Source organism: Streptomyces sp. NPDC001415, assembly GCF_053597395.1.
The window spans coordinates 57,249-76,082 of the sequence record NZ_JBSFIE010000025.1 but is presented as its reverse complement, the minus strand read 5'-3'; the positions used below and the strand labels follow the sequence as shown (position 1 = coordinate 76,082).

Annotated in this window: 20 protein-coding genes; 15 read left to right on the top strand and 5 right to left on the bottom strand. The window is 71.7% G+C overall.

The window, feature by feature from the left end:
- Positions 1-128 precede the first annotated feature (128 nt).
- Positions 129-998, bottom strand: a complete 870-nt coding sequence (locus ACWC2B_RS27645; protein ID WP_450721162.1) for a universal stress protein — start codon at positions 996-998, stop codon at positions 129-131.
- Positions 999-1,245: 247 nt separating this feature from the next.
- Here ACWC2B_RS27645 and ACWC2B_RS27640 point away from each other — a divergent pair, with 247 nt between their 5' ends.
- Entirely contained in the window at positions 1,246-1,806 is a 561-nt protein-coding gene (locus ACWC2B_RS27640; protein ID WP_450721160.1) for a flavodoxin domain-containing protein, read from the top strand.
- Positions 1,807-2,128: 322 nt separating this feature from the next.
- Here the strand turns inward: ACWC2B_RS27640 and ACWC2B_RS27635 are convergent, their stop codons facing one another.
- Together ACWC2B_RS27635 and ACWC2B_RS27630 are read right to left on the bottom strand one after the other, a co-directional pair.
- Positions 2,129-2,998: a universal stress protein gene (locus ACWC2B_RS27635; protein ID WP_450721158.1), complete on the bottom strand. Its 870-nt coding sequence runs from the start codon at positions 2,996-2,998 to the stop codon at positions 2,129-2,131.
- A gap of 81 nt (positions 2,999-3,079) precedes the next feature.
- Positions 3,080-3,319, bottom strand: a complete 240-nt coding sequence (locus tag ACWC2B_RS27630; RefSeq protein WP_450721156.1) for a hypothetical protein — start codon at positions 3,317-3,319, stop codon at positions 3,080-3,082.
- A 188-nt stretch (positions 3,320-3,507) separates the two neighbouring features.
- On the opposite strand from ACWC2B_RS27630, the gene ACWC2B_RS27625 reads away from it, so the two are divergent.
- Complete coding sequence (locus ACWC2B_RS27625; protein WP_450721154.1) at positions 3,508-3,639, top strand: hypothetical protein; 132 nt, start codon at positions 3,508-3,510, stop codon at positions 3,637-3,639.
- Between the two features lie 282 nt (positions 3,640-3,921).
- Here ACWC2B_RS27625 and ACWC2B_RS27620 read toward each other — a convergent pair whose 3' ends face one another.
- Complete coding sequence (locus tag ACWC2B_RS27620) at positions 3,922-4,911, bottom strand: Acg family FMN-binding oxidoreductase (RefSeq protein ID WP_450721152.1); 990 nt, start codon at positions 4,909-4,911, stop codon at positions 3,922-3,924.
- A 297-nt stretch (positions 4,912-5,208) separates the two neighbouring features.
- Here ACWC2B_RS27620 and ppk2 point away from each other — a divergent pair, with 297 nt between their 5' ends.
- Complete coding sequence (gene ppk2 / locus ACWC2B_RS27615; protein WP_450721150.1) at positions 5,209-6,006, top strand: polyphosphate kinase 2; 798 nt, start codon at positions 5,209-5,211, stop codon at positions 6,004-6,006.
- A gap of 35 nt (positions 6,007-6,041) precedes the next feature.
- On the opposite strand, the gene ACWC2B_RS27610 is transcribed toward ppk2, so the two are convergent.
- Entirely contained in the window at positions 6,042-6,443 is a 402-nt protein-coding gene (locus ACWC2B_RS27610; protein ID WP_450721148.1) for a hypothetical protein, read from the bottom strand.
- A gap of 60 nt (positions 6,444-6,503) precedes the next feature.
- On the opposite strand from ACWC2B_RS27610, the gene ACWC2B_RS27605 reads away from it, so the two are divergent.
- The 12 genes from ACWC2B_RS27605 to ACWC2B_RS27550 all read left to right on the top strand — a co-directional run bounded on the left by ACWC2B_RS27605 (position 6,504) and on the right by ACWC2B_RS27550 (position 18,812).
- A complete protein-coding gene (locus ACWC2B_RS27605; protein ID WP_450721146.1) occupies positions 6,504-6,653 on the top strand; it encodes a hypothetical protein in 150 nt (49 codons plus the stop codon).
- A gap of 10 nt (positions 6,654-6,663) precedes the next feature.
- Positions 6,664-7,098, top strand: coding sequence for a VOC family protein (locus tag ACWC2B_RS27600; RefSeq protein ID WP_450721144.1), 435 nt, complete (start codon positions 6,664-6,666; stop codon positions 7,096-7,098).
- A gap of 483 nt (positions 7,099-7,581) precedes the next feature.
- Positions 7,582-8,088 (top strand): hydrogenase maturation protease, encoded by a 507-nt coding sequence (locus ACWC2B_RS27595; protein ID WP_450721142.1) that lies wholly within the window; start codon positions 7,582-7,584, stop codon positions 8,086-8,088.
- Complete coding sequence (hypF, locus tag ACWC2B_RS27590; protein WP_450721140.1) at positions 8,060-10,393, top strand: carbamoyltransferase HypF; 2,334 nt, start codon at positions 8,060-8,062, stop codon at positions 10,391-10,393. Before ACWC2B_RS27595 ends, hypF begins: the two co-directional genes overlap by 29 nt.
- A 5-nt stretch (positions 10,394-10,398) precedes the next feature.
- The gene (locus ACWC2B_RS27585; protein ID WP_386033840.1) at positions 10,399-10,668 is read left to right on the top strand and encodes a HypC/HybG/HupF family hydrogenase formation chaperone; all 270 of its coding nucleotides are present in this window, start codon (positions 10,399-10,401) and stop codon (positions 10,666-10,668) included.
- Between the two features lie 118 nt (positions 10,669-10,786).
- Entirely contained in the window at positions 10,787-13,477 is a 2,691-nt protein-coding gene (locus tag ACWC2B_RS27580; protein ID WP_450721138.1) for a bifunctional acetate--CoA ligase family protein/GNAT family N-acetyltransferase, read from the top strand.
- 13 nt (positions 13,478-13,490) lie between these two features.
- Complete coding sequence (locus ACWC2B_RS27575; RefSeq protein WP_450721136.1) at positions 13,491-14,222, top strand: CBS domain-containing protein; 732 nt, start codon at positions 13,491-13,493, stop codon at positions 14,220-14,222.
- A 107-nt stretch (positions 14,223-14,329) separates the two neighbouring features.
- Positions 14,330-15,457 (top strand): 4Fe-4S dicluster domain-containing protein, encoded by a 1,128-nt coding sequence (locus ACWC2B_RS27570; RefSeq protein ID WP_450721134.1) that lies wholly within the window; start codon positions 14,330-14,332, stop codon positions 15,455-15,457.
- Complete coding sequence (locus ACWC2B_RS27565; RefSeq protein WP_450721132.1) at positions 15,454-15,912, top strand: Crp/Fnr family transcriptional regulator; 459 nt, start codon at positions 15,454-15,456, stop codon at positions 15,910-15,912. Before ACWC2B_RS27570 ends, ACWC2B_RS27565 begins: the two co-directional genes overlap by 4 nt.
- Entirely contained in the window at positions 15,912-16,718 is an 807-nt protein-coding gene (locus ACWC2B_RS27560; RefSeq protein WP_450721130.1) for an FAD/NAD(P)-binding protein, read from the top strand. The genes ACWC2B_RS27565 and ACWC2B_RS27560 overlap by 1 nt, the downstream gene beginning before the upstream one ends.
- A 1-nt stretch (position 16,719) precedes the next feature.
- Complete coding sequence (locus ACWC2B_RS27555) at positions 16,720-17,478, top strand: NADH-quinone oxidoreductase subunit B family protein (RefSeq protein ID WP_450721128.1); 759 nt, start codon at positions 16,720-16,722, stop codon at positions 17,476-17,478.
- Positions 17,475-18,812 carry a Ni/Fe hydrogenase subunit alpha gene (locus ACWC2B_RS27550; protein ID WP_450721126.1) on the top strand — a complete coding sequence of 446 codons (1,338 nt, stop codon included), beginning with the start codon at positions 17,475-17,477 and terminating at the stop codon, positions 18,810-18,812. Before ACWC2B_RS27555 ends, ACWC2B_RS27550 begins: the two co-directional genes overlap by 4 nt.
- Positions 18,813-18,834: the final 22 nt, after the last annotated feature.

Below are 18,834 nucleotides of genomic sequence, written 5' to 3'. Positions count from 1 at the left end.
TCCTCGGTGCGATGGATTTCTCGGGTGACGGTTGGAGGGGGGTTTCGTCGGTCGACTCCCCGGAACTGCGTCTCGCACGTCCTGGAGTCGCGCCTTCAACGCAGGCGGGCGAGGGGCCATCACCTCGGTCAGGCGTGAGGGACGACGGCCACCGGACATGGCGCGTGGTGGAGCACGGCGTGGTCGACGGGGCCGAGCTGCATGCCGACGTGGCTCTTGCGGCAGCGTGCTCCGACGACCAACAGGTCAGCCGTCGATGCCGCGTCCAGCAGCGCCCTCCGGGCATGCCCCTCGACCGCCCGTTGCCGCACATTGACCACGCCGCTCGACCCAGCGGTCGGCGGCAGAGCCTCGGTCAGGGTCTGTTCCGCGAGTGCGCGGTGGCGCTCGACGTCGGTCAGGTGGTCCGGATGGTCGGGCACCTCCCGGGCCGGACAGCGCCAAGCGTGCACCATGTCCAGGTCGGCGCCGTGCAGTTCGGCCTCGTGGAACGCGAACTGCACCACCGGGCTCGCCTCTCCGGCTTCGTCGACACCGACGACGATCCGCCGGTAACCGCGGTGCAGGTTCTTGTCCTCGCCGCGCACGACGACCACGGGCGAGTGAGCCCGGGCGGCAACCTCCAGGCCGACCGACCCCAGCAGCAGACCGGCCAGGCCCCCGGCTCCCCTGTTGCCCAGCACCACCATGTAGGCCTCGCGGCTCATCCGGGTCAGCACGGTCGCAGGGTCCTCGTAGACCAGCTCTCCGTACGCCTTGACCTCGGTGGAGCGGCGGCTGACACGTTCCACCGCGGTTCCGACGACGTTGTCCGCGTAGATCCGGCGGGCGCTTCGGCTGACGCCCAGCAAGGGGCCGTAGCCCTCGTACGCTCCCCAGGCCGGGGAGTGCACAACGCTCAGCGGCAAGCCGTGCAGCGCCGCCTCGTCGGCTGCCCAGTCGAGCGCTCGCAGACTGGGGTCAGAGCCGTCCACTCCGACGATCACCGGCTTGTCCACAGTGCCACCTCCTCAGGACGCACCCCGTTCGGGGGCTCCTGCGTTGGACGCTTCCACTGCTGGAGCCGAGCGGGAAGGGCCGAATCGGGCCCCGGCCGGGGACACTCGGCCCCAGCCGCCGCCAACGGGAGATCCGTACCCACGTGTTTGGGGCCGATCGGTCCCCGTCCGTGCCCCGGCGGCCCATGCAGCGGTGTCGGCGCGGACCGCATGCTGAGTGCGTCGAACCGACCACGAGGGGGCCGAGATGACCGGCACCGTGCTCGTCGCATTCGGAAGCAAGAACGGAGCCACGGCCGAGATCGCCCAGGCCGTCGCCCAGACCCTGCGCAAGGACGGCCTGACCGTCGAGGTCAGGCCGGCGGCCGACGTCTCGGACCTTGAGCCGTACGACGCGGTCGTGATCGGCGGCGGGCTGTACGCCGGCCGCTGGCACAAGGATGCCCGCGGCTTCGTACGACGTCAGCGGCGACAGCTCGCGCGTCGGCCGGTATGGCTGTTCAGCAGCGGCCCTCTGGACCCGTCGGCATCCGAGCGGGAGATCCCTCCCGTACCGGGTGTACGACGGGCTCTCGACCGCATCGGTGCCGTGGAGCACACCACGTTCGGCGGCTGCCTGCGCGAAGGCGCGCGGGGCCGCATCGCCAAGACGATCGTCAGCTCCGGCAAGGGCGGCGACTTCCGGGACTTCACACAGATCGCGAACTGGTCCTCCCGCATAGCCGTCCAGCTCGCTGCCGGGGCAGCGGGCCGACCCGAGGGGTGCTCAGCGTCATGGGGAAGTCTTCGTCCACCCGTACGCGGGTGAAGGTGAAAAGGTGGCGGTGGCGCCGCAATGCAGTGCGCCGCCGCTCGGACGTGGTCGAGGCGTGGACCCGGCTGTTCCTGGGGTCGGCGCTGCTCGTCGGTGCCCCCCTGACCGGTTCGCTCATCGGCCTCTCCACCTTCGACAACGCGCAGGAGAAGGCCGACCACCAGCGGGCCACGTCCCCGGATGGCCGAGTGGGAACGCGACTGGGCGGCCACCGGACCCCAGTGGGACCTCCGAGACCACTGACGAGCAACCGGGAACTCTCCGCCGCTTCCATGGAGTTGGTTGACGGCGGAGAGTGGGATGCAAACTGCAAGCATCAGCAGGCGTGCGGCACCACGGCCACCGGGCAGGCCGCGTGGTGCAGGGCAGCATGACAAGTGCGGCCGAGTTGGAGTCCGAGACCCGTGTTGCGCCGTGCGCCCACGACCAGGAGGTCCGCCGCCTGGGAACGGTCCACCAGGACCTTGTGGGTCCGCCCTTCCACCGCCGCGGAGCGGACCTGCACGTCGGGATGCGCAGTCCCGACATCTCGCAGGGCCGCGTCGAGCTCGGCCGTTGCTCGCCGGTCGGGGGCGCCCTCAAAGTCGTCCGCCGATGTAAGAACGCGTACGCCTGGCGCAGGCCCGCGCCAGGCGCGCACCACGTCGAGGAGACTCCCCCTGACCTCGGCCTCCCGGAAGGCGAAGTCGACCGTTTTGGCACTTCCTTCAGGATTTCCGGCCCCGAGCAGGATCCGCTCGTGCTTGCTGTCGACCGCTGTCCGGTCGCCACGGACGACAATCACGGGACACCGTGCCCAGGCGGCGACACCCAGCCCGACCGACCCCAGGAGCATGCCCTTGATGTCGCCGCGGCCTCGCGAGCCAACGACAATCATTGACGCACTGTCACTTTCGTTCAGCAGTGCGTCGGTCGGCTCCTGCGGCAGCACGGATGTCGTCGTCTTCACGCCGGGCTTGCGGCTCTGTGCCCGCTCGTCCGCCGCGGTGAGAATGGCGTCCGCCAGCTTCCGCTCGGATGCCGTGGCCGGACCGTATGCGTAGGTCCCGGCTTCGTAGTGTTCCCACAGCGAGGCGTACACGAGGCGTAGCGGCACACCGTGACGGTCGGCTTCGTCGGCCGCCCAGTCCACCGCACGCAAGCTCCGCTCCGAGCCGTCCACCCCCACGACCAGTGGCTTTTCCATGGCTCTGCTCCCTCCAAGGATGGTTTCGGGTGCGACGGCGGGGGCAGAACGTCACGGCCCCCGTGCGGATCGTTCACCGTCTCAGCCGCGGTGGCGCTGGTGGTCGTCGTGACCGCCGATGTAGTGCCGCTCCTCGATGACGGTTTCCCGTTCTCCGGGCCGACGGTGTGCGGTGGTTCCGGCGAGGAACGTGATCAGTCCGAGGACCCCACCCGCCAGCAGGACGAAGCCCACCACGAAGGAGCTGTAACCGAAGATCACAACCGCTCCGAGCACTACCGCGCCCAACAGGAACCACGGCTGCCTCCTCGGGTCGGGCACCGGGTGGTGCCATCTCCATGAAAACCTCTGCCGACACGCCGCCCCTGGGCCGGATGGGCCAGACCGCGGCGCCGACCGGCCTCGGAAACCCACGGGCACCCGGCCCGCGCGGCTCCACACCAGGGCCCAGTGGCCCCTCCACGGCCGACCGGGCGCCGTATCAGGCTGTTCCGTAGGAGGTGGGCGCCATGCTTCAGCCGATTGTCGTCGGGGTGGACGGCTCACGAGAGAGTGTCGCCGCCGACTGGGCCGCTCGCGACGCGCTGCGCCGTGCGCGTCCCCTGCGGGCGGGCATGTCATGGGCGGCCAGGCCGAGTTGACCTGGCCGTCGCTTCGTGAGGCAGTCACGCACGATGCGAGGCAGTCGCGGTCTGGCCTGTGGGTCCTTGCGGCGGCCGCTCCCCTATATGCCGCGCCGCAAGGACCCCGGAGGACTTTTCGGAGAAGCCCTCCGGCCGAGAGGATCCGGCGCGACATCCACTCGGGAGGGCGGGCCGTTCCTCTCGATATCCAGCATCTGACGCCAAGTTCCTTGTGTGGAGGGGCCGTTGAGCCCCACTCCTGGGCCGTTCGGCTCCGCCTGAGCGCGGAGCTGGGCCCGTTCACACGATGTCGAGTACGTCGCGCACGGGGCGCCTCCCCGACGCCGGCCCGGTCGGCCCGTGTCCGATGCGCAGCACCATCTGGACGTACGGCATGGCCGACAGCGGGTCGCGCGCCGCCCAGCGCAGTTCCCTGCGTTCGAGGGCCTCGGTCGTGGGGCAGGCCACCAGGCCGTGGTGGGTGGCCAGCAGGAGGACGTGCTCCAGGGCCTGACCCGCGTGCAGCCCGTCAGCGGGCTCGTCGCCCGTGGTTCCCAGCAGGGCAAGCAGCGGTGCCGCTTCGAATGCGACGGTGCCCCTGTCGGCCACGGTCCGGTCGCCGGCGAAGTCGCGGACCGCCGCTCCGCCGGTGCGCCTGCGCGGCCCGAAGGCGTACTCCGGAACACCGTCGTCGGCCGTGTCGGAGATCGCGGGACCGAGACGGGTCCAGCGGGCCAGTTCTGCCACCCTGTCGGGGTCGTGGTCGTCGCGGGCCGCGTCCTGCGCGAGCGTCAGCAGGGTCTGTACGTGCCAGGGGCCGGGGAAGTGCAGCAGGGCGCCTTCGGCCCGGGCCCCCTCCCTCATCGCTTCCTTGGTCGCGTCGGCCACGGGGATGTCCGCATAGGGATAGCGGCTCGTGTGCCGTCGGCTGATGTCGGGATACAGCGCATCCAGCCCGTGGTCCGCCGGTGCGGCTCGGTCCGTCGGCCGTACGGTTGCGAGCAGGTCGGGCCGCGACGGGTCGGGCAGGAGGTCTACCTGGGGATGCCTGCCTCGGTGGGCGATGGCGACCCGCAGGTTGAAGAGTGCCGCCCCGCAGCCGAGGTGGAGCGCCCTGTCGTCGGGGTCGGCCAGCGGGACGGCCCGCAGCCGGTCGGCGTACAGCTCGAAGGTGCCGGACTCCTGGAGGAACCGGAAGCGCCACGGCTGGGCGTTGTGCAGGGACGGCGCGGACGCGGCATCCCTGACCAGCGTCTCCGCGTCTTTCACGTCGAATACCGGTGGCGTCATGGGATTTCCCGTCCAATCCTGCCGCGCGTTGCCGGAGGCGGACGGACCGAGGGATCCGGTCGGCCTCCCTTGTCCCCACACTGGCCGGGATGCCGATGGGCACCAAGGGACTTCCGGGGTACGAGAAGGGGGCCAAACAGCCCTATTGAAGAGCCCCGGCACTGGCGCACACCCGGTCCGGGCGGGACGCTCTTCCCGGTGCCGGAGCAGGCCGGGTTCTCCGGGTACGGTCCGCGGGAGGTTCGGGCAGTGGCGGGTGACAGAAGAGGGACAGCGAATGCCCATACCCACTCCGAGGTGAGCACGCTGCGTCGGGCGGTGTACGAGCGTGAGCTCTTCCGGCTCCAGATCGAGCTGGTCAAGCTGCAGGAGTGGGTGCGGCTCGAAGGCGCCCGCCTCGTCGTGGTCTTCGAGGGGCGGGACGCGGCGGGCAAGGGCAGCACGATCAAGCGGGTCGCGGAGCACCTCAATCCGAGGGTGGCGCGGATCGTGGCCCTGCCGCGCCCCACGGAGCGCGAGCGCACCCAGTGGTACTTCCAGCGCTACTGCGAGCACCTTCCCGCCGCCGGGGAGATCGTGCTGTTCGACCGGAGCTGGTACAACCGGGCCGGTGTCGAGCACGTGATGGGCTTCTGCACCCAGCAGGAGTACCAGCGCTTCCTGCGGCAGTGCCCCGTCTTCGAGCGCATGCTGGTCGAGGACGGCGTCATGCTCCGCAAGTACTGGTTCTCGGTGAGCGACGCTGTGCAGGAACAGCGGTTCCGGCGCCGCCTCGACGATCCCACGCGGCGCTGGAAGCTGTCCTCGATGGACCTCGAATCCATCACCCGGTGGGAGGCCTACTCGCGGGCCAAGGACGAGATGTTCGTCCACACCGACATCGCCGAAGCACGCTGGCACGTCGTCGACAGCGACGACAAGCGCCGGGCCAGGATCAACATGATCGCCCACCTGCTGTCGACCGTGCCGTACCGCGATGTGACACCGCCGGAACTCACCCTCCCCGAGCGCCCGCCCACCACCGGCTACGAACGCCCGCCGAGGGACCTCCAGTCGTACGTGCCCGACCACTCGGCGACGCTCGTCCGGGACTGAGAGGTGGGCAGCATGTGACCAACAGCGCCCGGGTGCTAACTGGCTCCTCCGCCGAAGCCCCACAAGCGCAGGTCGACGTCGTGAAGGAGCCGACGGTGGATGTCGAGCAGCGCCCGGTACTCCGCTTCGGCCGCCGCGATGTCACCGGCCAGGCTGGTGAGCCGTACGCGTTCGAAGCGCAGCTTCAGAGCGGTTTGGCCGTCGGAGGGCAGCGAGGCGTACACGGCGCTGACGCGACCGACCGTGGCTTTTGCCAGCCCGTACAGGCCGGCGTCCCTGGCGTACTCGATGCAGGAGATGGCTGCGACGGTCATGTTCTCCGCATCCGGACCGGCATCCCCGTCACCCGACTGTTCGAGCAGGCAGTGCAGATGCGCGGTGGCGAGGCGCCAGAAAGGCCAGTCGGCCGGGCTGCGGGGATCGCGTCTGGCGCCCACGTTCCCGGCCGCGACCCGACCCTGTCGAGAAGTTCATCGCCCCTCGGATTATTGCGTTCGTTGAACGACATCGAGTGGGTCCGGCGCCAGGCGGAGTACGGGGACTACCCGACGCACACCCAGACCGGCGTCGATGCCGTCGACCGGGCCATGCCACGGCAACGCAACCGGATCCGAGGAACAGCACCGGCCTTCATCGAAGCCGCATAGCATCGTGGACATGACGATTCAACGGATGGGGCACGTAGGCATTGTCGTCGAAGACCTCGCGGCCGCGACGGCGTTCTTCGTCGAACTGGGGCTTGAGCTACAACGCAAAGGATCGGTCGAGGGCGGCTGGGTGGACCGCGTCGTGGGACTCAACGGCGTCAAGGCGGACTTCGCGATCGTGCAGACCCCGGACGGGTACGGACACCTTGAGTTAACGCGGTACCAGACACCCGTGAGCCCGAGCAGCGACCCTAACGCCCCGGCGAACACGCCGGGGCTTCGCCATGTCGCCTTCGCCGTCGAAGACATCAATGCCGTCGTCGCCGGTCTGCACGACCGGGGCACGGAGCTCGTCGGCGAGTTGGAACGCTTCAACGACAGCTACGTCTGCTACGTCCGGGGTCCGGAGGGAATCATCGTCGAGTTGACGGAGCAAATCGGCTGACGGCCACGGCCTGCGCCATGGCACGCAGGTGGGGCCGACGCCCCTGGAAGGGCAGGACGTGTGCTGTCCGCGGCTCTGCTGGCCAAGCCCATATCCGCTCGCGGCACGTGTCCTGCCGAGGAACGTCCCCCAGGTAGCCCGGGACCTGCCACCGGGGGCCAACGGGCAGAGAACACCCGCTCAGTCCGTCCAGGTCCAGTCGGCGACCTCGGGCAGAAGCCGTTGTGGTCCTGACGCCACACACCGGCGGGATGGGTGGCGGGCGTCGCATGAGTCCGGGCAGGACGGACGGGGCGGTTCCGGTGCGTTCGCGTTCCGTGGTGCGGGACGGCCGTCACGGAACGGGCGCCTTCCGGGGACGCTTCCATCCGGGCCGTGCCCGCCGTGAGGGGCGAACCGGCCCCAGTCCGGGACATTCGGCCCATGCCCTTTCCCGCTCCGGCGTCCGCAAGGTGGAACCGGGAGCCGAAGGAAGGAGACGCCATGACCGACCGAACGCGCATCGCGGTCATCGGGGTCGGCAACGACTTCCGGCGCGACGACGGCGCGGGCTGGGCCGTCGTCGACCGCTTGCGGGAGCGAGCCGTGGAACGTCCTCTTCCGGCCGGTACGGTCCTCGCCACCTGCGACGGCGATCCGGCGCGGCTGATCGCCCTCTGGGAGGGCGCCGATCTCGCCGTGGTCGTCGACGCCGCCCACGCCCACCCGGCACACCCCGGTCGCGTGCACCGGCTCGACCTGGACGCCGGGCTGCTCGCACGGCCCGCCGCCAGCTCGCACGGGCTGGGCCTCGGCGAAGCCGTCGAACTGGCCCGGGTGCTCGGCAGGCTCCCCGGCCGGCTGGTCGTGTTCGCCGTGGAGGGCGCCGACAGCAGCCTGGGAACCGGCCTGTCCACGCCCGTTGAGGCGACCGTGGACCCGCTCGCCACGAGCGTCGAGCAGGAGATCGTCCGGCACCGCGATGCGGCCGCCCGGAACCGAGAGCGCTGAGGAGACTGCCGTGCCGGAGCGTGCCGCGGTGTACTTCCAGGTCGACGGAACCGTGCAAGGAGTCGGCTTCCGGCCCTTCGTGCACCGGCTCGCCAGCGGTCTGGGTCTTGACGGCTGGGTGTCCAACAGCGGCGGCCGGGTGGAAGGAGCCGTCGCCGGGCCGCTTGACGCCGTCCGGAACTTCGGCGGCCGACTGCGGGCCGACGCCCCGGTCCTGGCCCGGGTCCGCGGTGTGCGCCTTTCGCCCTTGCGCAGCCGCCCGCCCGCCGCCGGCTCGGGGTTCACCGTGCGGATGAGCGACCCTGCCGGGGCCCGCGGCGGGCTCCGCGAGATCCCGCCGGACGTGGCGATCTGCCCGGCCTGTCTGCGCGAGCTGTTCGACCCCCGCGACCGGCGGCACCGCTATCCGTTCGTCAACTGCACCGACTGCGGCCCGCGCGCCACCGTCATCGAAGCCCTGCCCTACGACCGGATCCGCACCACGATGCGTGGCTTCCCGCTCTGCGCGGCCTGCCTGCGCGAGTACAACGACCCGGCCGACCGGCGCTTCCACGCCGAGCCGCTCGCCTGCCCGTCCTGCGGCCCCCGGCTCGCCTGGCAGGCGTCGAGGGGCGAGAGCGCCCTGGGCGCGGCCGTGAAGACGATCGCCGACGGCGGGATCGTGGCCGTCAAGGGGCTCGGCGGCTACCAACTGGTCTGCGATGCGGCCGACCAGGCCGCAGTGAGCGAGTTGCGCCTCCGAAAGAACCGCCCGGCGAAGCCGTTCGCGGTCATGGCCCAGGACCTTTCCGCCGTCCGGCGGCTGGCCAGGATGTCGGACACCGAGCACCGGCTCCTGGACTCCGCCGCCCGCCCCGTCGTGCTGCTCGCCGCGCGCGCGGGAACGGCCGTGGCTCCCGCCGTCCATCCCGGTACCGACCGGATCGGCCTGTTCCTGCCTACGACCGGCCTTCACCACCTGCTGCTCCACGAGTTGGGGCGGGCGCTCGTCGTCACCAGTGGCAACCGTGCGGACGAGCCGATCGCGACCGACGACGCGGACGCGCAACGTCAACTCGGCGGCATCGCCGACGGATTCCTCACCCATGACCGGCCGATCAGGGCGCGTTACGACGATTCGGTGGTGCGGGCCGTCGGCCGGTCGGTGACCACCGTACGCAGGGCGCGAGGGCTGGCCCCTTCGCCGCTGCCGTTGCCCCGGGGCACCCCCACACCCCTGGTGGCCGTCGGCGCCCAGCAGAAGCACACCTTCACGCTGGCCGCCCGCGGTTCTGCTCACCTCGGCCCGCACACCGGTGACCTGGCGGACGCCCGCACGCTGGATGCCTTCGGGGGCACGTACGCCCACCTCAGAGAGCTCACGGGAATCGAGCCGAAGGCCGTGGCCCACGATCTGCACCCCGGGTACCTCTCCACGCAATGGGCCCTGACGCAGGACATGCCGTGTGTGCCGGTGCAGCACCATCACGCCCATCTGGCGGCCTGCGCCGCGGAGCACGGACTGGACGCGCCCTTCACCGGCGTCGCCTACGACGGGCTCGGGTTCGGCGACGACGGAACCCTGTGGGGCGGCGAGATCATGGTCGCCGACCTGACCGGATACCGGCGGGCCGGACGGCTGGCGACCGCGCCGTTGCCGGGCGGGGAAGCCGCCGTCCGGCATCCCTGGCGGATGGCGCTGGGCCATCTGTACGGATCGGAGCCGCTCGGCACTCCCCGCCCCTTCGGGTGGCTCACGGCCCCGTTCACCGACCGTCTGGAACCCGCCGCGGTCACCGTCGTACGCACGATGATCAACCGTCGTGTGAACTGCCCCCGGGCCTCCAGCGCGGGGCGGCTGTTCGACACCGTGGCGAGCCTGCTCGGGCTCGCCGACAGCGTCAGTTACGAGGGCGAGGCGGCGCTCGCCCTGGAGACCGCCGCGGGCGATCTGCACGCCGTGCCACTGGCCCTGAACATCGTCCGCGCCGGCGGGCTGTGGGTCTACGACCCGGCACCCACCCTCACCGACCTACTGGAACGGCAGCTCGGCGGCGAGCCGACGGGCCGCCTCGCCGCCGCCTTCCACCTCACCCTCGCCATCGCCACGGCCGAGCTGGTGGGCCGGGCCGTCGCCGACGGCGCACCACGGACGGTGTGTCTGGCCGGTGGCTGCTTCGTCAATGGCCGCCTGCTCACCGAGGTCCGCCGCCGGTTGCGCGCCCAGGGCCTGCGCGTGCTCACCCCGAGCGCCGTCCCCATGGGCGACGGCGGCATCAGCTACGGCCAGGCGGCCATCGCCGCGGCCCGCCTCGCGAAGGGATGAGGACCATGTGTCTCGGCATACCCGGCAGAGTGAGCGAGATCCGGCACGAGGCCGGGCTGCCCATGGCGACGGTCGACTTCGGCGGCGTGCGGCGCGAGGTGTGTCTGGCCTGCACGCCCGACGCCCGAGTCGGCACGTACGTCATCGTCCACGTCGGCTTCGCCATCACCGAGATCGACGAGGCCGAGGCGCAGCGCACCCTGACCGTCCTGCGGGCCATGGCCTCGGCCGTGGAGGGGGAACTGGGCGAACCGCTTCCCCTCCCCGCCGAGTAATCCGGCCGGCTCGCCCCACTGGGCCGGTCGGCCCCCGTCCTTGCCCCCGGCGGCCCCTGGGCCGGCCACCCCACGGAGCTGATGCTGAACACACCAACTGGCCTTCCAGGGAGCCGAGATGACCTCCAACGACCCGGCCGAGCGGCCCGTGCACGCGCTGCTGACCGACGGCACGACCGTACGGATCCGGTCCGCGGAGACCGGTGACCACGCTGCGGTCCAGCGGCTGTACGAGGAGATGTCCCCGGAGAATCTGCGTCGGCGGTTCTTCTCGGTCGGCCGCGCGTCCGCGCGACAGGCCGCCGACCGCTGCTGCGCTCCCGCCGCACCGGGCCGTCGTGCCCTGCTCGCCGAGGCCGCGGGCCGGATCATCGCGGTGGCCGAGTACGAGACGGTCGAGCCGGGCAGCGCCGACGTCGGGCTCGCCGTGGCCGACGGCCACCACCATCAGGGGCTCGGCACGCTCCTCCTGGAACATCTCGTGTCCGCGGCCCGCGACGCCGGGATCACCGTGTTCACCGCCGATGCCCTGGCCGAGAACCGCGAGGTGCTGACCGTCTTCGCCGACCTCGGGCTGCATGTCACCCGCCGCTACGAAGGGCCCGAGCTGCACTGCACCATCCCGCTGGACCAGGACGAGACGTATCTGTCGGCCGTCGAGGCGCGCGGCTCGACGGCCGACGTGGCGAGCCTCGAACCGCTGCTGCGGCCTGCCTCGGTCGCCGTGGTGGGTGTGGGGCGCAAGCCCGGGTCGGTGGGCCGGGCGATTCTGCGCAACCTGCGCACCGGCGGCTTCACCCGGCAGCTCTTCGCCGTCAATCCCCATGGCGCGTCCTTCATGGGGGTGCGCGCCCATCCCTCGGTCGGCTCGCTCCCTCAGGTACCTGACCTGGCGGTCCTTGCCGTTCCGGCCGCCGCGGTGCCGGACGCGGCCGAGGAGTGCGGCAAGTGCGGGGTGCGGGCCCTGGTCGTCGTCTCGGCCGGGCTCGACGCCGCGCAGGCCCAGTCCCTGCTGAGCTCCTGCCGCGCCTACGGGATGCGGCTGGTCGGACCCAACTGTCTGGGCATCGCCAACACCGACCGGATGCTGTCCCTCGATGCCACCTTCGCCGCCCACCACCCCCGGCCGGGCTCGGCGGGCGTCGCCGTGCAGTCGGGCGGCGTCGGCATCGCACTGCTCGACGGGCTGGCGCGGCTGGGCATCGGCGTCTCCAGCTTCGTTTCGCTGGGCGACAAGTACGACGTGAGCGGCAACGACCTGCTCCAGTGGTGGGAGTGCGACAACGCCACCGACCTCGCGCTGCTGCACCTGGAGTCGTTCGGCAACCCGAGGGCCTTCTCCCGTACGGCACGGCGGGTGACACGCCGACTGCCGGTGCTCACCGTGGACGCCGGCCGCACTTCGCAGGGGCGGCGTGCCGCGGCCTCGCACACCGCGGCCGCCGCCACCTTGACCATGACCCGCCAGGCGCTGTTCACCCAGGCGGGCATCACCGCCACCCGCACGATCGACGAACTCCTCGCCACCGCCGCCCTGTTCCACGCGCAGCCGCTGCCGGCCGGGGACCGCGTCGCCGTCGTGACCAACGCGGGCGGCGCCGGTGTCCTGGCCGCGGACGCGTGCGCCGAGGCCGGGCTGAACCTGCCCGAGCTGCCCTCCGCCGTCATGGACGACCTGCGTGCCGTGCTACCCGAGGGAGCCGCGCCCGGCAACCCGGTGGACGCGACGGCGGCCGTGACCGAGGAGCGGTTGAGCGCCTGCGTGGACCGGCTCATGGGGTACGGCGGCGTGGACGCGGTCCTGGTGGTCCTTGTCCCGACCGCGGTCGCGGCCGCCACGGGGGACGTTCTCGTCCGGTCCCTGACGCGCTCCCCCGCCCGCCGTGACCACACCCTGGCTGCCGTGAGCCTCGGCCAGGACGTGTCCGTCACGCTGCTGCCCACTTCCGACGACGGCGCCGTCCCCTCGTACGCGGACCCGCAGTCCGCCGCGCGGGCGCTGTCCCTCGCCGTGGCTCGGTCCCGCTGGCTGGCCCGCCCGCCCGGCCATGTGCCCACGCTGGACGGCATCGAGACCGAGGCGGCCCGGGCCCTGGTCGAGACGTTCCTCGCGGGCCGTCCCGAAGGAGGCTGGCTCGAACCACGTGACTGCGCCGCGCTCCTGGCCTGCTACGGAATACCGCAACTGCCGTGGGCCTGGGCCGACAGCGAGGACGACGCGGTCCTCGCGGCCGAGCGGCTCAAGGGGCCGGACGGTCTGACCGTGCTCAAGGCGCGCTGGCCGGGCCTGCTGCACAAGAGCGACCAGCGCGCCCTCCACCTCGATCTGCGCGGCGACTCCCAAGTCCGCGCCGCCTACCGGGACTTCGAGACCCGCTTCGCCGGCCTGCTGACCGGCGTCATCGTCCAGCCGCTCGCCGATCGCGGCACCGAGCTGTTCGCCGGGGTCGTGCAGGACGAGGTCTTCGGCCCGCTGATTCTGTTCGGCCTCGGCGGCACGGCCACCGAAGTCCTCGCGGACCAGGCGGCCCGGCTCGCCCCGCTCACCGACCTCGACGTCCACGACCTGATCACCGCCCCCCGCTGCGCCCCGCTGCTGTTCGGGCAGGGCGGCAACGGCCCGGTCGACCTCGAAGGGCTCGAACAGCTCCTGCTCCGGCTGTCCCGGATGGCCTGCGACCTGCCCCAGCTCGCCGAGGCCGACTTCAACCCCGTCCTGGCGACGCCCGGCGCCATCACCACGATCGACGTCCGGGTCCGCCTGCTGCCACGCGCACCGCACGACCCGTATCTGCGTCGGCTGCGCTGAGGAGGAGACAGACATGAAGCACAGCAAGACCGGCTCCGTGATGACCGGCGATGTCGTCAAGGCCACGCCCGACACCCCGTTCAAGGAAGTGGCCCGACTGCTCGCGGAGCACCGCATCAGCGGACTGCCCGTCGTCGACGACGACGAGAAAGTGCTCGGAGTCGTCTCCGAGACCGACCTGCTGGCCCACGAAGCCTCGCTCCCCGAGCCCCACCGCAAGGCACGCCGGTTCCGGCTGCCCCGAATGAGCCGGGCCGGCCGCCGGTTCCAGGCCAAGGCCGAGGCCCGCACGGCAGGGCAGCTCATGTCCACGCCTGCCGTCACCGTGGGCGCCGAGAACACCATCGCCGAGGCCGCCCGCGTCATGGTCGCGAACAAGGTGGAACGGCTGCCCGTCACCGACGAGGAGAGCCGGCTCGTCGGCATCGTCACTCGCCGCGACCTCCTCGGGATCTTTCTGCGCGGCGACGAGGAGATCCGCCACGAGGTGATCCGGGAAGTGCTGGTCAACGCGCTGTGGCTGGCGCCCCAGACCATTTCCGTCCAGGTCCAGGACGGCGTGGTGACCCTCGACGGGAAGTTGGAGCGCCGCAGCGAGATACCCATCGCCGTCCAGATGACGGGCCAGATCGACGGGGTCGTCGCGGTCGTCGACAAGCTCAGCTACCACCTCGACGACTCACACCTCCAGCCGACCGACCAGGCGCTCCACGGAATCGCCGACGACTGGCTCCGCAAACTCTGACGTCCCGGTTCGACCGGCCCGCGGCAGGGCCACTCGGCCCCTGCCGCCCGCGCGCCTCGTCCCCGACCGTGGAGTGAGCTCGAACCGACCGCAGAAGGAGGGTGGCGATGTCCACCATCGCAGCCACCGCCGTACTGGACCGCACCGGCCTGGAAGCACTCGTCACCGCTCTCGTGGCCGGCGGCCGCACGGTCGTCGGCCCCACCGTCCGCGACGGCGCGATCGTGCTCGCCGAACTCGACTCGGCCGATCAACTCCCGTACGGCTGGGGCGTGGAGCTGGAGGCCGGACGCTACCGGCTGCGGCGCCGCGAGGACGGGGCGGCCTTCGCCCACTCCGCGGGACCCCAGTCCTGGAAGAACTTCCTGCACCCCCAGCGCGAGAAGCTGTGGAGCGCGCATCGCGCACCGGACGGCGGACTGGCCGTTGAGCAGGAACTCCCCGTCCGACCCTCGTACGCCTTCCTCGGAGTGCGGCCCTGCGACCTGCGGGCCATCGCGATCCAGGACCGGGTGCTGGCCGGCGGCCGGTTCCAGGACACCGGGTACGCGGAGCGCCGCAGGGGAGCTTTCCTCATAGCCGTCGAATGCTCCGAACCCGGGGCCACGTGCTTCTGCGTCTCGATGGGGAGCGGCCCCGGAACGGACTCCGGGTTCGATCTCGCCCTGACGGAGCTCGTGGACGACGACGGGCACCGGTTCTTCGTACGGGTGGGCAGCGAGGAGGGCGCAACGCTCCTGGACGCGTTGCCGTGCCGGACCGCCGACGCGGCCACGGCTAGCGCGGCCCGTACCGCCGTCGCCGAGGCCGTCGACAAGATGGGGCGCGCCATGCCTCCGGTGGATCTGCATGCCCTGATGGGCGCGAGCCTGGAGGCCGAACGCTGGGACGACGTCGCGGCTCGCTGTCTCACCTGCGGCAACTGCACCATGGTCTGCCCCACGTGCTTCTGCACCACCACCGAGGAGGTCACCGACCTCACCGGCGACCACGCCGAGCGGTGGCAGCGCTGGGACTCCTGCTTCGACCTGGACTTCTCCCACCTCCACGGCGGGCCGGTGCGGCCCTCCCCGCGCAGCCGCTACCGCCAGTGGCTCACCCACAAACTCGGTACCTGGCACGACCAGTTCGACAGCTCGGGCTGTGTCGGCTGCGGCCGGTGCATCGCCTGGTGCCCCGTCGGCATCGACATCACCGAAGAGGTCACCGCCCTCAAGGCGGAGGCAGAGCGATGAGCGCCATGGCCACGACGATGCTGAGCGCTCTCCCGGCCGAACACCGGGGCCGGCTGATGCGGATCGCCCGGGACGTGGCCTTCCCTGCCGGTGCCCGCCTCTTCGAGGAGGGCGGACACGCCGACCGGTTCTGGATCGTGCGCACGGGCACGGTCGCCCTCGACATGCACGTGCCCGGCCGCCGCTCCCCGGTCATCGAAACCCTGGGGCACGGTCAACTCATCGGCTGGTCCTGGATGTTCAGCCCGTATGTGTGGCAGTTGGGAGCCGAGGCGGCCACGCCCGTGCGGGCCCACGAGTTCGATGCCATGGCGGTGCGGATGATGTGCCGGGACGACCCGGAATTCGGCGTCTCGGTCGGCCAGTGGGTCGGCCGGGTCCTGGCCCATCGCCTCCATGCGGCCAGGACCCGGCTGCTCGACCTGTACGGCCCGCACGGCGGCGGGGGCTCATGATGACCGCCGTGCCCGTGCCGTACCGGGTGGTGGACCGCTGGCCGGAGTCGCCGGACACGGTCACCCTCCGTCTGGAGCCGGTCGGCGAGCCGCTTCCCGCGTTCGTGCCCGGCCAGTTCGCCATGGTGTGGGCCTTCGGCCGGGGCGAGATCCCGGTCTCGGTCAGCGCGATCCCGACCACGGGCGGCCTCGCCCACACGGTGCGCGCCGCGGGCGCCGTCTCCGAGGCCCTGCACGCGGCCCGCACCAGGGACGTACTGGGGCTGCGCGGCCCGTACGGGACCGGCTGGGAGCTGGAGAAGGCCGAGGGCCGGGACGTGCTGGTCGTCGCGGGCGGAATCGGTCTCGCTCCGCTGCGGCCCCTGATCCGCGACGCCGTCGCAGATCCGGGGCGATTCGGCCGTGTCAATGTGCTGATCGGCGCGCGCACCCCCGCGGACCTCATCGCCAAGTGGGAGACGCGGACCTGGCGGACCGCGTACACCGGCGTGACCGTGGACCGGCCGGACGGCCCCTGGGCAGGACACATCGGCGTCGTCACCACGCTGCTGCCCGCCGCCCGCTTCGCTCCGCGCACCACCTCGGCCTTCATCTGCGGTCCCGAACCCATGATCCGGGCCAGTGCCCGCGACCTCGCCCACCGGGGCGTGCCGGGCGACCGGATCCGGGTCTCCCTGGAACGCAACATGCGCTGCGCCACCGGGCACTGCGGCCACTGCCAGCTCGGCCCCGTGCTGCTGTGCCGGGACGGGCCGGTCGTCGGCTGGGACCGGGCGGAATCCCTCCTCTACACAAGGGAGTTGTGACATGCCGGACGCTCCCACGCTGGCCGTCTTCAAACTCGCCTCGTGCGACGGGTGCCAGCTGACCCTGCTCGACTGCGAGGACGAACTCCTCGCCCTGGCCGGCCGGGTGGACATCGCGCACTTCCCCGAGGCGTCGAGCGCGATGCGCCCCGGCCCCTACGACCTCACGCTCGTCGAGGGGTCGGTCACCACACCCGCCGACGCCGAGCGGATCCGGGCCATCCGCGCCGACTCCCGCCACCTGGTGACCATCGGCGCGTGCGCGACGGCCGGCGGAATCCAGGCGCTGCGCAACTTCGCCGACGTGGAGGAGTTCCGGCGTACGGTCTACGCCCGCCCCGAGTACATCGAGACGCTCGCCACCTCGACCCCGGTCTCGGCCCATGTGGACGTCGACTTCGAGCTGCGCGGCTGCCCCATCGACCGCCGCCAGCTCCTTGAAGTCATCACCGCCTTCCTCGCAGGCCGCAAGCCCGACATCCCCGGCCACAGCGTCTGCTTCGAGTGCAAGCGGCGCGGCACCGTCTGCGTCACCGTCGCCCACGGCACGCCCTGTCTCGGTCCGGTCACCCACGCCGGGTGCGGGGCCATCTGCCCCGCCTACGGGCGCGGCTGCTACGGCTGTTTCGGCCCGTCGCGCTCGGTCAACCTGCCCGCGCTGATCCCGCTGCTGCACCGGGACGGGATGGACGACCGCGCCACCGAACGCTTCCTGCACACCTTCAACGCCGCCGCCTTCGCGAAGGAGGAGCAGTCGTGACACACCGGGGTTCCCGTGTTCTGCACGTCGGCTCGCTCGCCCGGGTCGAGGGCGAGGGCGCCCTGCACCTGAGCGTCCACGACGGGACGGTGACCCGCGCCGAGCTCCAGATCTACGAGCCGCCGCGCTTCTTCGAGGCATTCCTGCGTGGCCGCGCCCACACGGAGCCGCCGGACATCACCGCCCGGGTGTGCGGCATCTGCCCGGTCGCCTACCAGCTGAGCGCCTGCGCGGCGATCGAGGACGCCTGCGGGGTTGAAGTCACTGACCCGATAAGGGAGTTGAGGCGGCTGCTGTACTGCGGGGAGTGGATCGAGAGCCAGACCCTGCACATCTACCTGCTGCACGCCCCCGACTTCCTCGGCTGCGAGAGCGCCGTCGAACTCGCCAGCACCGCACGCGCCCACGTCGAGCGGGGCCTGCGCCTGAAGCAGGCCGGCAACGCGATCCTCGAACTGCTCGGCGGCCGGGCCATCCACCCGGTCAACGTCCGCCTCGGCGGCTTCCACCGCGCCCCGATCCGGGACCAACTCCGGCCGCTGGCCGAGCAGTTGAAGCGGGCGATGGACGATGCGTGGGGAACCGTCCGCTGGGTGGCGGGCTTCGACTTCCCGGACGCGGAGACGGACGCCGACCTCCTGGCGCTGGCCGCGCCGGGCACGTACGCCATCGAGACCGGGACCCCGGCCGTGCTGTATCCCGACGGCAGCCTCTCCACATTCGCTCTGCACACCTTCCTCGACCGGGTCCGCGAGGAACAGGTCCCGCACTCCACCGCTCTGCACTCCACCCTCGACGGCCGCCTCCACCTCACCGGCCCGCTCGCGCGGTTCGCGATCAGTGGCCGCTGGCTGTCGCGCACCGCGGTGGAGGCGGCCCGCGCGGCCGGGCTTGGCGACCCCTACGAGGGCGTCACCTGCCGCAACCCCTACCGGTCCATCCTCGTCCGGGCGGTCGAGGTCGTGTACGCGATCGACGAGGCCCTGCGCATCATCGGCACCTACGAGCCGCCGCCCCGGCCGTACGTCAAGGTGCCGCCCGTGGCGGGCACCGGGCACGGCGCCACCGAGGCCCCGCGGGGTCTGCTCTACCACCGGTACCTGCTGGACGCCGAGGGCACGGTGGCCGACGCCCGCCTCGTGCCGCCCACCGCCCAGAACCAGGGCGCGATCGAGGCGGATCTGCACCGCCTCGCCCAGGCCCGGCTCGATCAGGGCGCCCCGGACGAGGAGTTGACGCGGGAGTGCGAACGGGCCATCCGCAACCACGATCCGTGCATCTCCTGTTCCACCCACTTCCTCGACCTCACCGTCGAGCGCACCCGCAGCATCTGACTCCCGGAGGTCTTGCCGTGAA

What these genes read in the sequence shown, in the direction of transcription:
- ACWC2B_RS27640 (WP_450721160.1), top strand. Translation starts at nt 1,246, where the DNA reads ATGACCGGCACCGTGCTCGTCGCATTCGGAAGCAAGAACGGAGCCACG.
- ACWC2B_RS27635 (WP_450721158.1), bottom strand. Translation starts at nt 2,998, where the DNA reads ATGGAAAAGCCACTGGTCGTGGGGGTGGACGGCTCGGAGCGGAGCTTG.
- ACWC2B_RS27625 (WP_450721154.1), top strand. Translation starts at nt 3,508, where the DNA reads ATGCTTCAGCCGATTGTCGTCGGGGTGGACGGCTCACGAGAGAGTGTC.
- ACWC2B_RS27620 (WP_450721152.1), bottom strand. Translation starts at nt 4,911, where the DNA reads ATGACGCCACCGGTATTCGACGTGAAAGACGCGGAGACGCTGGTCAGG.
- ACWC2B_RS27600 (WP_450721144.1), top strand. Translation starts at nt 6,664, where the DNA reads ATGACGATTCAACGGATGGGGCACGTAGGCATTGTCGTCGAAGACCTC.
- ACWC2B_RS27595 (WP_450721142.1), top strand. Translation starts at nt 7,582, where the DNA reads ATGACCGACCGAACGCGCATCGCGGTCATCGGGGTCGGCAACGACTTC.
- hypF (WP_450721140.1), top strand. Translation starts at nt 8,060, where the DNA reads ATGCGGCCGCCCGGAACCGAGAGCGCTGAGGAGACTGCCGTGCCGGAG.
- ACWC2B_RS27585 (WP_386033840.1), top strand. Translation starts at nt 10,399, where the DNA reads ATGTGTCTCGGCATACCCGGCAGAGTGAGCGAGATCCGGCACGAGGCC.
- ACWC2B_RS27580 (WP_450721138.1), top strand. Translation starts at nt 10,787, where the DNA reads ATGACCTCCAACGACCCGGCCGAGCGGCCCGTGCACGCGCTGCTGACC.
- ACWC2B_RS27575 (WP_450721136.1), top strand. Translation starts at nt 13,491, where the DNA reads ATGAAGCACAGCAAGACCGGCTCCGTGATGACCGGCGATGTCGTCAAG.
- ACWC2B_RS27570 (WP_450721134.1), top strand. Translation starts at nt 14,330, where the DNA reads ATGTCCACCATCGCAGCCACCGCCGTACTGGACCGCACCGGCCTGGAA.
- ACWC2B_RS27565 (WP_450721132.1), top strand. Translation starts at nt 15,454, where the DNA reads ATGAGCGCCATGGCCACGACGATGCTGAGCGCTCTCCCGGCCGAACAC.
- ACWC2B_RS27560 (WP_450721130.1), top strand. Translation starts at nt 15,912, where the DNA reads ATGACCGCCGTGCCCGTGCCGTACCGGGTGGTGGACCGCTGGCCGGAG.
- ACWC2B_RS27555 (WP_450721128.1), top strand. Translation starts at nt 16,720, where the DNA reads ATGCCGGACGCTCCCACGCTGGCCGTCTTCAAACTCGCCTCGTGCGAC.